The sequence below is a fragment of the Promicromonospora sukumoe 327MFSha3.1 genome (assembly GCF_000385135.1).
In the GTDB taxonomy this organism is placed as follows: domain Bacteria; phylum Actinomycetota; class Actinomycetes; order Actinomycetales; family Cellulomonadaceae; genus Promicromonospora; species Promicromonospora sukumoe_B.
In genome coordinates, this window is record NZ_ARQM01000014.1 from 228696 (window position 1) to 243780 (window position 15085).

The 15085-nt window shown below is 72.9% G+C and carries 10 protein-coding genes; 5 read left to right on the forward strand and 5 right to left on the reverse strand.

Annotated elements, in window-relative coordinates; all coding sequences use genetic code 11:
- The first annotated feature begins 63 nt into the window (after positions 1-63).
- Positions 64-1764, forward strand: a complete 1701-nt coding sequence (locus H291_RS0123470; protein ID WP_232216150.1) for a glycoside hydrolase family 10 protein — start codon at positions 64-66, stop codon at positions 1762-1764.
- 3 nt (positions 1765-1767) lie between these two features.
- On the opposite strand, the gene H291_RS0123475 is transcribed toward H291_RS0123470, so the two are convergent.
- Positions 1768-2103 carry a rhodanese-like domain-containing protein gene (locus H291_RS0123475; protein WP_020017472.1) on the reverse strand — a complete coding sequence of 112 codons (336 nt, stop codon included), beginning with the start codon at positions 2101-2103 and terminating at the stop codon, positions 1768-1770.
- Between the two features lie 87 nt (positions 2104-2190).
- Between H291_RS0123475 and pgm the strand changes: the two genes are divergently transcribed.
- Positions 2191-3876 (forward strand): phosphoglucomutase (alpha-D-glucose-1,6-bisphosphate-dependent), encoded by a 1686-nt coding sequence (gene pgm, locus H291_RS0123480; protein WP_020017473.1) that lies wholly within the window; start codon positions 2191-2193, stop codon positions 3874-3876.
- On the opposite strand, the gene H291_RS31445 is transcribed toward pgm, so the two are convergent.
- A complete protein-coding gene (locus tag H291_RS31445; RefSeq protein WP_020017474.1) occupies positions 3877-4572 on the reverse strand; it encodes a TetR/AcrR family transcriptional regulator in 696 nt (231 codons plus the stop codon). It abuts the gene before it with no gap.
- Positions 4573-4697: 125 nt separating this feature from the next.
- On the opposite strand from H291_RS31445, the gene H291_RS0123490 reads away from it, so the two are divergent.
- Both H291_RS0123490 and H291_RS31450 read left to right on the forward strand, forming a co-directional pair.
- Complete coding sequence (locus tag H291_RS0123490; RefSeq protein ID WP_020017475.1) at positions 4698-7532, forward strand: MMPL family transporter; 2835 nt, start codon at positions 4698-4700, stop codon at positions 7530-7532.
- A complete protein-coding gene (locus H291_RS31450) occupies positions 7529-9904 on the forward strand; it encodes a YhgE/Pip domain-containing protein (RefSeq protein ID WP_020017476.1) in 2376 nt (791 codons plus the stop codon). Before H291_RS0123490 ends, H291_RS31450 begins: the two co-directional genes overlap by 4 nt.
- Positions 9905-9974: 70 nt before the next feature.
- On the opposite strand, the gene H291_RS31455 is transcribed toward H291_RS31450, so the two are convergent.
- The 3 genes from H291_RS31455 to H291_RS0123510 form a co-directional block, all read right to left on the reverse strand.
- Entirely contained in the window at positions 9975-10349 is a 375-nt protein-coding gene (locus tag H291_RS31455) for a hypothetical protein (protein WP_020017477.1), read from the reverse strand.
- Positions 10350-10413: 64 nt separating this feature from the next.
- On the reverse strand, positions 10414-11790 hold the full coding sequence (locus H291_RS0123505; RefSeq protein WP_020017478.1) for an acetamidase/formamidase family protein: 1377 nt from the start codon (positions 11788-11790) through the stop codon (positions 10414-10416).
- 231 nt (positions 11791-12021) lie between these two features.
- On the reverse strand, positions 12022-13392 hold the full coding sequence (locus H291_RS0123510; protein ID WP_020017479.1) for a M20 family metallopeptidase: 1371 nt from the start codon (positions 13390-13392) through the stop codon (positions 12022-12024).
- Between the two features lie 88 nt (positions 13393-13480).
- Between H291_RS0123510 and H291_RS0123515 the strand changes: the two genes are divergently transcribed.
- A complete protein-coding gene (locus H291_RS0123515) occupies positions 13481-15085 on the forward strand; it encodes an AbgT family transporter (protein WP_020017480.1) in 1605 nt (534 codons plus the stop codon).

The window sequence follows — 15085 nt, forward strand, 5'->3', positions numbered from 1 at the left end:
TACAACCACATCACTGAGCACCACGGCACCAACCCCCAGCAGCCAGCACCGGAGGTCAAGCACGTGAGGCACCCCGCCCACCGTGAGGCGACAGAACTGCCCGCCTATGCGCGCACCACGTCGCTCAGGACGGCAGACCGGGCGGGGGTGATGTCGGGGATCGGCCGCCGTGAGTTCCTCACGATGGCGACGGCCGGCACCGCGGCCGCGGCGATCAGCGTGACCATCGCGGCCCTCGACCCGGCAACGGCGCTGGGCGCGACGGCCATGACCGGCAACGCGACGGCGGAGCCGTCGTCGGCCACGAGGCTCAAGCGCGAGCTGCGCGCCATGTGGATCGCGAGCGTGGCGAACATCGACTGGCCCTCCACCAGCGGCCTCGACGCCGAGACGCAGAAGGCGGAGTTCCTGCACTGGCTCGACGTGGCCGCGGAGAACCGCCTGAACGCCGTGTTCGTTCAGGTCCGGCCCACGGCCGACGCGTTCTACGACAGCCCGTACGAGCCGTGGTCCAAGTACCTGACGGGCACGCAGGGCCAGGACCCGGGCTACGACCCCCTCGCGTTCATGGTCGAGGAGGCGCACAAGCGCAACATCGAGCTGCACGCCTGGTTCAACCCATACCGCGTGTCGATCGACACCGACCTGTCGCAGCTCGTCCCCGAGCACCCCGCCCGGCAGCACGCCGACTGGGTCTGGGAGTACCACGGCCGGCTCTACTTCGACCCGGGCGTCCCCGCGGCGCAGGAGCACATCAAGCAGTCGATCCTGCACGCGGTGGAGAACTACGACGTCGACGGCGTGCACTTCGACGACTACTTCTACCCGTACCCGGTGGACGGCCACGTGCTGCCCGACATCGGCACGTACGAGCTGTACGGCGCGGGCTTCGACACGATCGAGGACTGGCGGCGGCACAACGTCGACAGCTTCGTCGAGTCGATGAGCGTGCGGATCAAGGAGACCAAGCCCTGGGTGAAGTTCGGGATCAGCCCGTTCGGCATCTGGCGCAACGCCGACAACGACCCGCTGGGGTCCGAGACCGGCGGGCAGCAGTCGTACGACGACCTGTACGCCGACACCCGCAAGTGGGTGCTCGAGGGCTGGCTCGACTACGTCAACCCGCAGGTCTACTGGCAGATCGGGCTCGCGATCGCCGACTACGCGGCGCTCGTGCCGTGGTGGGCCGAGGTCGCCGCGCAGTCCGGCACCCAGCTCTACATCGGCGAGGCCCTGTACAAGGTGACCAGCGGGGTCTTCACGGACCCGGACGAGCTCACCAACCACCTCGACCTCTGCCGGGAGGTCAGCCGCGACGTCGGGCCGATCCACGGCAACGCCTACTACTCGGCGGTGCACGTGCCCGCCGACCCGCAGGGCGCGATGAGCAAGGTGGTCGCCGACCACTACCAGCACCCGGCCCTCGTGCCGCCGATGCCGCACCTGCCGGCCGACCCCGTGGTCACGCCGGTGCTCGCAAAGGCGCGCCGGGTGCGCGACGGCGTCCGGCTCCACCTCACCGACATCGGCAACAAGGACGCGCGGGCGACGTCGTTCGCCGTCTACCGCACGGACGGAGCCGTCGACGCGGTGGACACGAACGACCCCGCCAACCTCATGGGCACGTTCCGCGCCGGGTCCGGCCGCGTGCAGTCGTGGCTCGACACCACCGTGGGGCCCGGCAAGACGTACACCTACGCCGTCACGGCGCTGGACCGGGTCTGGAACGAGACCGACCCGAGCCAGCCGCGGGTCACCGAGTAGGCGTCAGCGCTCGACGGGCAGGCCGGCGCCCGCCCAGGCGACGATGCCGCCGTCGAGGTTGGTCGCCTCGAAGCCGACCGCCTCGTTGAGCCACTGCGTGGCCCGCGCCGAGCGGCCGCCGGAGTGGCAGATGACCAGGACCTGCGCGTCGGCGTCGAGCTCGCCGTACCGCGCGGGCAGGTCGCCCAGCGGGATGTGGACGGCGCCCGGGGCGTGGCCGGCGTCCCACTCGTCCTGCTCGCGCACGTCCAGCAGCACGGAACCGGCGGGCACGGGGGCGGACGGGTCGAGCTCGCTGGGGTGGAGCGAGGGGACTTCGGGCTGCATCGGCGGGAACATGCTGCCAGCCTACGACGGCGACGCGCGGGTGCCCGACCCGGGCGCGGGCGGCGACGGACGCGCCCGTTACCTGGCAGTATCGGAGGCATGGATGCGCGTGCCGGAACCCCCGCCCAGCCCAGCGACCTGATCGACGTCGACCGGGTGGTCGGGGCGTACTACGACCTCACCCCGGATCCCGGAGACCCTGGCCAGAAGGTCGTCTTCGGCACCTCCGGTCACCGGGGGTCGAGCCTCGACCATGCCTTCAACGAGGCGCACATCGTCGCGATCACCGCTGCGATCATCGAGTACCGGCGCGGGCAGGGCACCGACGGCCCGCTGTTCATCGGCCGGGACACGCACGCGTTGTCCCAGCCGGCGTGGCAGACGGCGCTCGAGGTGCTCGCCGCGGCCGGCGTCGACGTCATGGTCGACGCGCGTGACTCCTGGACGCCCACGCCCGCCGTCAGCCAGTCGATCCTGCTGCACAACCAGACGCGGTTCGCCGCGGGCACGCCCGGCGTCGGCGCCCCCGGCTCCGGCCTCGCCGACGGCATCGTGGTGACGCCGTCACACAACCCGCCGCGCGACGGCGGGTTCAAGTACAACCCGCCGCACGGCGGGCCCGCCGACTCCGATGCGACCGGCTGGATCGCGGACCGGGCCAACGAGATCCTGCGCACCGGCGTCGGCCAGGTGGAGCGGGTTCAGCTCGACCAGGCGCTCGCCGCCGAGACCACGCACCGGCACGACTTCCTCTCCACCTACGTGGACGACCTCGCGAACGTGCTCGACCTGGAGGCGATCCGCACGTCCGGGGTGCGGATCGGGGCCGACCCGCTGGGCGGCGCGTCCGTCGAGTACTGGGGCGCGATCGCCGAGCGGTACGACCTCGACCTCACCGTCGTGAACCCGCAGGTCGACCCCCGCTGGGCGTTCATGACGCTCGACTGGGACGGCAAGATCCGCATGGACTGCAGCTCGCCGTACGCGATGGCGTCCCTGGTGCAGCGGATGACCGGCGGCGACGGCCCGGCGCCCTTCGACGTCGCGACCGGCAACGACGCGGACTCCGACCGGCACGGCATCGTGACGGCCGACGGCCTCATGAACCCCAACCACTTCCTCGCAGTGGCGATCGAGTACCTCTACGGCGGGGCGCGCCCGGGCTGGCCCGCAGACGCCGCGATCGGCAAGACGCTCGTGTCGTCCGCGCTGATCGACCGGGTGGCCGTCGGCCTGGACCGCCGCTTCGTGGAGGTGCCGGTCGGCTTCAAGTGGTTCGTGCCCGGCCTGCTCTCCGGCGAGGTCGGCTTCGGCGGCGAGGAGTCGGCGGGTGCGTCGTTCCTGCGCAAGGACGGCCGCGTCTGGTCGACCGACAAGGACGGCCTGCTGCTCGCGCTGCTCGCGTCGGAGATCCTGGCGACCACGGGCCGGTCGCCGTCCGAGCACCACGCCGACCTGGTCGAGCGCTACGGCCAGAGCTGGTACGCCCGCGTCGACGCCGCCGCGTCGCGCGAGGAGAAGGCCCGGCTCGGCGCGCTGTCGCCGTCCGACGTCTCGTCCACCACGCTCGCGGGGCAGGACATCACGGCCAAGCTGACCGAGGCGCCCGGCAACGGCGCGAAGGTAGGCGGCCTCAAGGTCACGACGGCGGACGCGTGGTTCGCCGCGCGGCCCAGCGGCACCGAGGACGTGTACAAGATCTACGCGGAGTCGTTCGTCTCCGCGGAGCACCTCACCGAGGTGCAGGACGCCGCGAGGGCGCTGGTGGGCGAGGCGCTCGCCTGATCAGTCCGCGGTGGTCACCAGCAGGTTGACCAGCTGGCTCAGGACGGCGGCGCCGGGTGCGGCGTCGTCGTCCTCCTGCGTGTGGCTCGCCACGGCGGCGGCGCGGGCCGACGACTCGTAGGCGCTGAGCAGCAGGTCGACCGCGGTGCGCCGGTCCACCGTGAACCGCAGGCCGAAGTCTTCGAGGATCCGCGCGATCGCGGCGCCCAGCTCGGTGCGCAGCGTCTCCTCCTGCGCGCGGAACGGCCGCCCGACGGCGGGGTCGCGCATGGCGAGCAGCTCCAGCTCGGCCCGCATCAGCGCGCCCTGCCGGGCGTCCCCGGCGTCCGGGACCAGCACCGAGAGGATCCTGCCGATGGCGTCGGGGTTCACGGCGCCGCAGTGGACGACGTCCGGCTCCATGTTCCTGGTGACCGACTCCAGCGCGACGAGCTCGCGGCGCATCGCCCGCTCGGAGAGCGCGAGGAACAGCTCCTCCTTGCTGCTGAAGTTCGAGTAGAAGGCGCCGCGGGTGAACCCGGCGGCCTCGCACACGGCCTCGATGGACGCGCCGTGGATGCCGTGCTGCGCGAAGACGGTGAAGGCGGCGTCGAGCAGACGCTCGCGCGTCCGTTCGCGTCGGGGGGTCAGGGCCGTGGCGAACGCGCGCTCGACGGACGACCCCGAGCCGACGTCACTGGCGGGCTCGGTGCTCACAGCAACTCCTCAGGTGGCGGGTGGCCAGTCTATCAATACATTGATGTATCGGATGCACTCGTGTATCGGATACAGTGGTGCATCGAACGTCCCGTCATCGGTCCCCGCCTCGTCCAGGAGTGTGCGTGTCCTCCGTCCTCTACTCGCTCGGCCGCTGGGCCGTCCGCGCCCGCCGGTTCGTCGTAGCCGCCTGGGTCGTGGCACTCGTCCTCGTGGGCGGTGCGGCCGGCCTGCTGCAACAAGGTCTCGACAACCAGGTGTCCATCCCGGGCACCGAGTCCCAGGAGGCGCTCGACCGCCTGGCAGCAACATTTCCGCAGGTCAGCGGCGCTTCGGCGCAGGTGATCGTGGTCGCGCCCGAGGGCGGGACCATCAACGACGACGCGATGCGCACCGCCATCGAGGACGGCGTCGCGGACCTCGAGGACGTCTCCCAGGTCGAGGTCGTCACCTCGCCCTACGACGACCTGATGCCCGCCTCGGTCTCCGACGACGAGCGCGCCACCCTCCTGACGATCCAGCTCGACGGCGACCAGGGCTCCATCACCGACGAGACCAAGGACGCGCTGGGCGTCGAGACGGACGCGCTGGCGCAGGCCCTGCCCGACGGCGCCGAGGCGCACCTCGGCGGCCAGCTCTTCTCCTCGAAGTTCCCCGAGATGACGCTGACCGAGGGCATCGGCCTGCTGGTCGCGCTCGTGGTGCTCGTCCTGACCCTCGGCTCGCTCGTGGCCGCCGGTCTCCCGCTGCTGAACGCGCTGCTCGGTGTCGGCGCCTCGATGGGGCTGCTGTTCGCCGCCACCGTGCTCGGTCCGATCAACTCGACCACGCCGATGCTGGCGGTGATGCTGGGCCTGGCGGTCGGCATCGACTACGCCCTGTTCATCGTCTCCCGGCACCGCGAGCAGCTCGGCAAGGGCCTCGACGTGCACGAGTCGATCGCGCGGGCCACCGCCACGGCCGGCTCCGCCGTCGTGTTCGCGGGGCTCACGGTGATGATCGCCCTGGTCGGCCTCGGGGTCGCGGGCATCCCGTTCCTCACGATCATGGGCGTCGCGGCGGCGGTCACGGTGGGCGTCACCGTGCTGGTCTCGCTCACCCTGCTGCCCGCGCTGCTCGGCTTCGCGGGGGAGCGGCTGCGGCCCAAGCCCTCGCGCAAGGAGCGGCGCGCCGCGGCGGCCGCCGCGGCTGCGGCAGCGACCGAGTCGGACGCCGACCCCGAGGCGACCCGCCCGCGCGCGGCGGCCGTGGCCCTGCCCGAGCAGAAGCCGAACCGGTTCTTCACCGGCTGGGTGCGCGCGGTCACCAAGATCCCGGCGCTGACCGTGGTGCTCGTCATCGCCGCCATGGGCGCACTGAGCTACCCCGCCCTGGACCTCCGCCTCGCCCTGCCGGACGCCGGCGTGATGGAGCAGGACGACCCGGCGCGCATCACCTACGACCTGGTCTCCGAGAACTTCGGCGACGGCTTCAACGGTCCGCTCATCGTCACCGGGTCCATCGTGACGAGCACCGACCCCGTGGCGCTCATGGACCAGATCGGTGACGAGATCGCCGACCTGCCGGGCGTCGCCGACGTGCCGCTCGCGACGCCCAACGAGACCGCGGACACCGGCATCATCCAGGTGGTGCCCGAGGGCGGCCCGACCTCGGCCGAGACCGAGGCCCTGGTGCGCGAGATCCGCTCCCTGCACGGCCACTTCCTCGACGAGTACGGCGTGGACCTGTCCGTCACCGGCTTCACCGCCGTCGGCATCGACGTGTCGGACAAGCTCGGCAACGCGCTGCTGCCGTTCGCCTTCGTGGTCGTGGGCCTCTCCCTGATCCTGCTCACGATGGTGTTCCGCTCCATCGCGGTGCCGATCAAGGCGACGATCGGCTACCTCTTCTCGGTCGGTGCCGCGTTCGGCGTGGTCTCGCTCGTGTTCGAGCACGGCGTCCTCGCCGAGGCGCTGAACGTGACGCGGACCGGGCCGGTGATCAGCTTCATGCCGATCGTGCTCATGGGCATCCTGTTCGGCCTCGCCATGGACTACGAGGTGTTCCTCGTGTCCCGCATGCGCGAGGACTACGTGCACGGCGGCAGCGCCAAGCACGCCATCACCACGGGGTTCCAGGGCTCGGCCAAGGTCGTCACGGCCGCGGCGATCATCATGATCGCGGTCTTCGTGGCGTTCGTGCCGCACGGCGACATGAACCTCAAGCCCATCGCGCTCGGCCTCGCCGTGGGCGTGGCCGTGGATGCGTTCGTGGTGCGCATGGTCTTCGTCCCCGCGGTGCTCGCGCTGCTGGGCGAGAAGGCCTGGTACATGCCCAAGTGGCTCGACAAGGTGCTGCCCTCGTTCGACGTGGAGGGCGAGGGTCTGACCCGCGAGCTGTCGCTGGCCGACTGGCCCGAGCCGGGCGCCACGGACGCGGTAGCGGCCGGGGACATGGAGGTGCACGGCCCGGCCGGCACGATCGTCGGCCCGGTGAGCGTCCGCGTGCCCGACGGCGGCACGCTGCTCGTCCGCGGCGACGCGACCGCTCCGGTCAGCGCCTTCCTCCTGGCCGTCGCCGGCCGGATCAAGGTGACCGGCGGCGTTGCCAAGACTGCTGGCCTCGTGCTGCCCGAGCGGGCCTCGTCCGTGCGGCACCGGGTCGCGGTGGTCGACTCGGCGGCCGAGGGCGGGCACCCCGCCGCGGCGGTCCGCCGGGCGCTGCGCGACAAGCCGAAGGTGCTCGTCGTGGACGCCACGGAGACCGTGGGCGACCTCGCCGCGCGTGCGGAGCTGGCGCAGGCCGTCGCCCACGCCCAGTCCGCGGGGGTCGCGGTGCTGCTCGGCTCGACCGGGTTCGCCGCGACCGACCTCGCCCAGGCGGGCACACCGGAGCTCGACGTGAGCGCCGGCGAGCGGGCCCCGGCCGGTGTCCACCTCACCCTCAACACAGACGTGACCGAGCAGGAGGTGCGGGCATGACGACCGCGAACAAGTGGCTGCGGCCCGAGCCGTTCCGTAACCCGTGGCGCGCCGTGGCCGTGGCGCTCCTTCCCCTGATGATCCTGGGCCTGCTCATCTCGGCCCTGTGGAACCCGCAGGACCGGCTCGACACCGTCAAGGCCGCGATCGTGAACCTCGACGAGCCGGTCGAGGTCCAGGGCCAGACCGTGCCGCTCGGCCGCCAGCTCGCCGCGGGCCTCGTGAGCGGCGGCGAGACCGCCGACGCCGCGGCCGGTGAGGCGGCGGCCATCCCTGCCTCCGACGCGAGCTACGACTGGGAGATCTCCGACGAGGAGACCGCCGCCGCCGGCCTGGCCGACGGCACCTACGCCGCGGTCATCACGATCCCCGAGGACTTCTCGGCGGCCGCGACCTCGTTCAGCGGCGACGACCCGGACAAGGCGGAGCAGGCGACCATCGACGTCGCCACCGCCCCCGACGGCCGCGTGCTGGACGACGCCCTCGCACAGGTGGTGGCGCAGACCGCCACCGGCGTGCTCGGCAGCACCCTGACCGAGACCTACGTGGACAACGTGCTCGTCGGCTTCTCCACCCTCTCGGAGGAGCTGGGCAAGGCCGCCGACGGCGCCTCGCAGCTCGCCGACGGCGCGAACGAGGCCGGCAAGGGCGCGCAGCAGCTGGCTGACGGTGCCGGTGAGCTGGCCGACGGCGCGACCGAGGCGGGCAAGGGCGCGCAGCAGCTCGCCGAGGGTGCCCACCAGACGTCGGACGGTGTGTCCGGGGTCGGCGCCGGGGTGTCCAGCCTGGCCGGCGGTGCCGGCCAGTGGGCCTCGGGCGCGGACCAGTGGGCGGCCGGTGCGGACCAGGCAGCGGCGGGCGTGAACCAGCTCGCGGCCGGCGCGGGGCAGTCTGCTGCCGGTGCCTCCGACCTGGCATCCGGTGCGGACGACCTCGCGACCGGTGCGAAGGGTGTCGACAAGGGGGCGAAGGCGCTCGCAGGCGGCCTCGCCGAGACCTCGGCGAAGCTTGAGGGCACTGGTGGCACCCCTGGGCCGGCCGCTGCGGCGACCCAGCTCGCCTCGGGCGCGTCCGAGGTGTCCGGCGGGGTGTCCGACCTGGTCGATGGGATGGAGCTGGCTTGTGCCACTCCTTCGCTCGACCCCCGCCTGACCGCCCTGTGCGACCAGCTGCCGGAGCTCAAGAAGCTCGAGGCGGGTTCCGAGCAGGTCGCTGGCGGTATCAGCGGTCTGGCCGGGACGCCCGGCGCTAAGCCCACGGGCCTCTACGAGCTGACCGCAGGTATCTCGGGTCTGGCTGGCGGTGGTGCCGAGCTCGCTGGTTACACCGGTCAGGTCTCCAGTGGTGCCTCGCAGCTGGCCGACGGCACGCACCAGCTCGCCGGTGGCCTGGACGAGCTCTCGACCGGCGCCGACCAGGCGGCCGGCGGCGTGAGCGAGCTGTCCGCCGGAGCGCGTGAGCTCTCCACCGGGGCCGGCGGCATCTCGTCCGGCGCCAACCAGCTCGCGACCGGTGCCAACCAGCTCGCCGCGGGCTCCAGCCAGCTCGCCACGGGCGTGGACGGCCTGGCCGGCGGCGTCACCGAGCTCGGCTCGGGCACGAGCCAGCTCGCGACCGGCGTGGGCGGCCTGGCCGACGGTGTCGGCGAGCTGGCCGGCGGCGCGCAGGACCTGTCCGACGGACTGGGGCAGGCGACCGAGGAGATCCCGTCGTACACGGAGCAGGAGCGCAAGTCCCTGGCCTCCGTCGTGGCCGACCCGGTCGCGACCGACGGCGAGGTCACCGACCTCAACACCGGTGCCACGGGCCCGATGTTCGCGGTGCTGGCGCTCTGGCTCGGCGCCCTCGCGCTGATGATCGTGTTCCCGCCGGTGCCGCTGCGCGCCCGCGGCTCGACCCGTGGTGCGCTGCGCCTCACGCTCGGCACGTTCGTGGTCCCGGCCGCGATCGGCCTGGGCACGGGCCTCGCGACCGGCGCGATCCTGGCCGGCCTCGAGGGGCTCGGCGTCGGTGGCTGGCTCGCCACGATGGGCTTCGGTGCGCTGGTCTCGGTCGCGTTCGTCGCGGTCAACCAGGCGCTCGCGGCGGCGCTCGGGCACGTCGGGCGGGGCATCAGCCTGCTGGTCGCGGTGCTCGTCATCGCCACGGGTGTGGTGTCCACCGCGCCGAGCGTGCTGGAGGGCCTGGCCGGGTTCCTCCCGGTCGGCCCGAGCCTCGCCGGCCTGGTCCGGCTCGTCGAGCCCGGCACGGGCGGCGTCGCGATGGCGACCGCCGCGGTGGTCCTGTGGGCCGTCGCCGGGATCACGATCACGGCGCTGATGGTGGCGCGCGAGCGCACCGTCCGGGCGGCGGACCTCCTCCGCACCGCCTGACCGTACAGCCGCTCCACCGAGTGCGGGATGGTCGCCCTTCCAGTTGGCTGGAGGGGCGACCATCCCGCACTCAGTCGTTCTGGACCCGGCGCAGCCGGCCGGCCGTGTCCGGCCAGGGCACGTGCGTCGGTTCCAGCGGGACCAGGGCCTTGGCCAGGAACGCGTCGCGCAGCACGATGCCGGCGGGCGAGAGCTCGCTGATCGCCAGCTCGACGCCCGCGCCGTCGAGCAGCCAGTGCTCCGCGAGCTCGCGCAGGCCACGATCGAGCACCAGCTCCTCGGCCGCGTGGTAGTCCTGCGCGTCGCCGACGGCGTGGCCGAGGCGGTTGCGCGGGATCACGTCGGCGTAGTCGTCGGTCACGGGCTCGAGGTAACCGACGGTCTCGCCGTCCTCCCGAGTGACCGCGAGCCAGGTGTCGACTGGGGCTGTCTCCGGCATCGTCATGGCTCGACCATAGGGTCGCCCACCGCGCTGGTGCCCGCTGTTTTCCGGCCCGGCGCGGCGGACCTCAGCCCAGGTCGGACTTCCGGATCAGGCCGTGCACGCCAACCGTCCGGTCGACGACCTGCGAGACCGCGAAGTCGGCCGCCGCCGAGAGGTAGGCGTAGGCCACAGCCCGGTCCAGGCCGTGGTCGTGCTCCAGGAAGTCGAGCGCGTTCACGACGGCTCGGCGCATCGCGACGTCGAGGTCGCTGAGCTGGCCGTCCACCGCGCCGTCCGGGTCGGACAGGCCGATCGGGATCCACGCGTCCCGCGTCTCGGCGAACGGGTAGGAGTACGCGACCGAGGGCGCGTCCCCGGAGCCCGGCTTGCAGACGGTGAGCCGGAACGTGCCGCGCAGGGAGCCCTCCATCGCGGTGAGCGCCACCTCGCCGTCGCCCATCGCCATGTGCGGGTCGCCGACGTAGAAGAGGGCGCCCTCCGCGCTGACCGGCAGGTAGAAGGTGGAGCCGGCACCCAGGTGGCTGATGTCGATGTTGCCGCCACCGAGCGTCGGCGGGATCGAGTTGGCCTCGGGCGCGGTGAGCGCCGTCGTCTCGGCGTAGGCCACGCCCATCATCCCGAAGAAGGTCTTGAGCGGGAACCGCACTCGCCCGCGGCCCGAACCCATGGTCGCGTGGCCGCCGCGCACCTGGGCGAACACCGACACGTTGCCGTACTCGGTCGGGACGCCGGAGCCGCGCCCGTCGGTGCCGACGGGCGGCATCACCTCGTCGAGCGTGATGCCCGCCGGGGCGCCCGCCGCAGTCCGGGCCAGCGCGCCCTTGCCGTGCCGCGACGAGACCACGCCGTAGGGCACGCGCGGCGTCGCCTCCAGCGTCTCGATCTTCAGCACGTCGCCCGGCTCGGCCCCCTCCACGAAGACGGGCCCGGTCACGATGTGCGGCCCGTCGACGTCGAAGTCGCGCGGCGTGCGGGAGTACCCGGTGGCGATCGCGGCGGCGTCCTCCAGCACCTCGCGGCGGTGGACGCCGTGCTCGGCGAAGTACGCGACCGGGTCGCGGCCCTGGTCCTCGAGGATGCCCTCGTGGGACACGGCGTCGATGGTGACGGTCTGCCCGGAGCGCATCCGGGTCACGGCGTCGGCGTGCACCGACGGGACGTAGCCCCACAGGACGTCGTCGACGTCCGAGCGCAGGTAGACGTCGCCGCGGATGCGACCCCGGCCGGGCTGCAGGACCCCGGAGTACCGCCCCGAGCCCTGACCGGCGCCCGCGCCCCGGCTCGCTGACAGGGTCGCGCCCGCGGCCGGCACCGCCGATCCGGCGGCCAGGGCCGACCCGGCCCCGACGCCCAGCGCGGCCTGCAGGAACCGCCGTCGGCCCAGCGCCGCGACCAGGGTCTCCGCTGCGGTTCGTCCGTCTCGGTGTCCGCGAAGTGTCACGGGTCCACGCTCCTTCGGTCTGGGGCGCGGTCGGGCACCGCGCGATCCCGACGGTAGGAAGCGGAGATTTCGCCCGGATGTGCCGGTCGTTACGAGCCGCTACGCGCTGGGCCCGGCGATCGACCATGCAGCTGCTGCCAACGAGTGTCTGCGACTGGCAGCAAGTGCATGGTCGGCAGATCGGGGCCGGCCCGCGGCAGACCACCCCGGCCGAGCACCGGAGCCCGCCCCTCAGTCGAAGTAGCGCACCACGTCGACCGGACCGCCCTGCGCGGCGAACTCCTCGTGCACGGCGGCGCGCAGTCCGGCGTCGGCCAGGTAGTCCAGCGCCGTCGCCGCGAGCCCGGCGGCGCTGTCCACGGCGGCCGAGACCGCCGCGGGGGTCGCGGCGGCGGCCGCGAACTCGGCGGTGTGCAGCGCGACGTCGGGCTCGGAGACCTGCACGAGCGGGTGGATGCCCGGGACGCGGAACGAGACGTTGCCGAAGTCGGTGGACGCGGCGAGCGTCTCCGAGAGCACGCCGGCCGGCAGCGGATCGCGCCCGCGGCGCCGCTGGGCCGCGACCCAGCGGCCGGTCAGCGCCTCGTTCGTGCGCACCGGGAGGCTCGGGTGCGCGCCGTCGTCCCAGGTGATCTCCACCTCGGTGCCGGTCATCAGGGCCGCGCCGCGGGCGATGTCGTCGAGACGGCGCGAGAGGTCGCGCAGGGTGTCCGGGTACTTGGACCGCGCGTACAGGTGCACCACCGCGCGCTCGGTGATGATGCTCGGCCGGGTGCCGCCCTCGGCGATCGTCGCGTGCACCCGGTCCACGGGCGGCATCTGCTGCCGCAGCAGGCCGATGCCCTGGTACGCGAGCGTGGCGGCGTCGAGCGCGTTGCGGCCCATGTACGGCTGGGCGGAGGCGTGCGCGGGCCGGCCGGTGAAAGTCCAGGTCAGCAGACGTCGGCCGAGCCAGACCTGGTCGGCGACGTCGAGCCCGTACGGGTGCACCATGATCGCGGCGTCGATCCCCTCCAGCGCCCCGTTGCGCGCCAGCACCTCCTTGCCGGAGTGCCCCTCCTCGGCGGGCGTGCCGAGCAGCACGACGCGCCCGGCGGGCACGCGCCCGGCGGCGTCGCCTGAGGTCAGCACCCGGTGCAGCGCGAGGAACGCGCCGACGCCGGACGCCGCGATGACGTTGTGGCCGCAGGCGTGGCCGATGCCGGGCAGCGCGTCGTACTCCGCGCAGATCGCGATCGTGGGGCCGGCGGCGTCGCCGACCTCGGCCCGGAACGCCGTCGGCACCCCGTGGGCGCCCAGCTCCGCCTCGACGCCGTGCCGCGCCAGCACCTCCACGAGCGTCGCCGAGCTGCGCACCTCCTCGAACGCCGGCTCGGGGTGCTCGTGCAGCCGCCGGACGATCTCCGCGAGGTCCGGCTCGAGCTCGTCCGCCGCCCGCTCGACGGCGGCGACCAGCTCGGCGGGCGCGCCGCCGTCGGGCCGGGCACCCTCCCCGTCGCCGGGCACCGCGGCGGCCAGGGCGGCCCGCCGTCCCGCGGTCTCGGCGACCAGGTGGTCCAGATAGGCGGTGCTGGGCGGGGTGGGGCGGTTCATGCGGTCCATCGTATGGAGCGCGTTACACGACGGAAAAATCACCCTTTACATTACGGCCCTAGGCTGCCCGACCACCGGAGATCCGAGGGAGACCGCTGTGAGCAACGCTGCTTCGCCCGTCCGACCGTCCCGCACGGACAGGTTCCTGGGTGCCGTCGAACGGCTCGGCAACCGGCTGCCCGAACCGTTCACGCTCTTCCTGATCCTGTTCCTGGTGATCGCGCTCGTCTCGACGTTCATGGCGCTCGCCGGCGTGACCGTGCAGGTCCCGGGCGCCGAGGAGGTCACAGAGATCCAGGGCCTGTTCACGCCCGAGGGCATGACCTGGTTCACGCAGAACATCGGCGCCAACTACATCGGCTTCCCGCCCCTGCTCACGGTGCTGACCATCTGGCTCGCCGTCGGCGTCGCGGAGAAGACGGGCCTGCTCGCCGCGGGCGTCCGCGTCGTCTTCGGCTCGGCACCCCGCTGGGCGCTGCCGTACGCCGTCGGGTTCGTGGGCGTGATGGGCTCCGTCATGTCCGACAGCGCGTTCATCGTCATCCCGCCGCTCGCGGCGCTCGTGTTCCGGGCGGCGGGCCGGCACCCGGTGGCGGGTCTGCTCGGCGGCTTCGCGGCGGCCGGCGCCGGCTACTCCACGAACATCGCCGTGACCAGCCTGGACGCGCTCTTCGCCGGCATCACCACGGCGGTCACCGAGATCCTGCCGAACCCCGGCGACCCCGTGAACCCGCTGTCCAACTGGTACTTCAACGTGGTCGCGGCGGTCGTGCTGTCCGTGCTCGCCGGGTTCCTCATCGACCGGGTCCTGGAGCCGCGCCTCGTCCGCCAGGGCGTCCCCGTCGAGGAGGCGCGCCTCGCCGGCACCGTGGTGCCCGACGGCGGGACGGCGCCCGGTGCGGGTGCGCACGACGAGCCCGCCGTCACCGCCGACCTCACGGCGACCGAACGGCGCGGACTGGCGTTCGCGGTCGGCTCCCTGCTGCTGGTCGCCGCGGTGCTCACCGTCGCGTTCGTGCTGCCCGGTTCCCCGTGGCGCAACGAAGACGGCGGGTTCCTGCCCGAGTCGCCGCTGCTCGGCTCGATCACCTTCGTCATCTTCGTGCTGTTCATGGTGCCCGGCGTGGCCTACGGCGTCGTGACCCGGTCGGTGACCTCGATGAAGGACGTGCCGCGGCTGCTGGAACAGTCCGTCAAGGACATGGCGGGATTCCTGGTCCTCGCGTTCGTGCTGGGCCAGTTCATCGCGCTGTTCAACTGGTCCGGCGTGGGCCAGTGGATCGCCGTGGCGGGCGCCGAGGGCCTGGAGTCGAGCGGCCTGACCGGCTACGGCGCGATCATCGGGTTCCTGGCGCTCGCGTCCCTGCTGAACTTGTTCATCATCTCGGGCTCGTCGCTGTGGACCATCATGGCGGCCGTGTTCGTGCCGATGTTCGCGCTCATCGGCTACGAGCCCGGGTTCGTGCAGGCCGCGTTCCGCGTGGGCGACTCCGCGACGCAGATCATCACGCCCCTGAACCCGTACATGATCGTGCTGCTCACGTTCCTGCGGCGCTGGGAGCCGAAGGCCGGCCTGGGCACCGTGATCGCCCGGCTGCTGCCGTTCACCGTGGCCTTCTGGCTGGTGTGGGCGGCGATCCTGTCCGTGTTCTTCTTCCTCGACCTGCCGATCGGGCCGGGCAACGGGATCTTCCTGGACTGA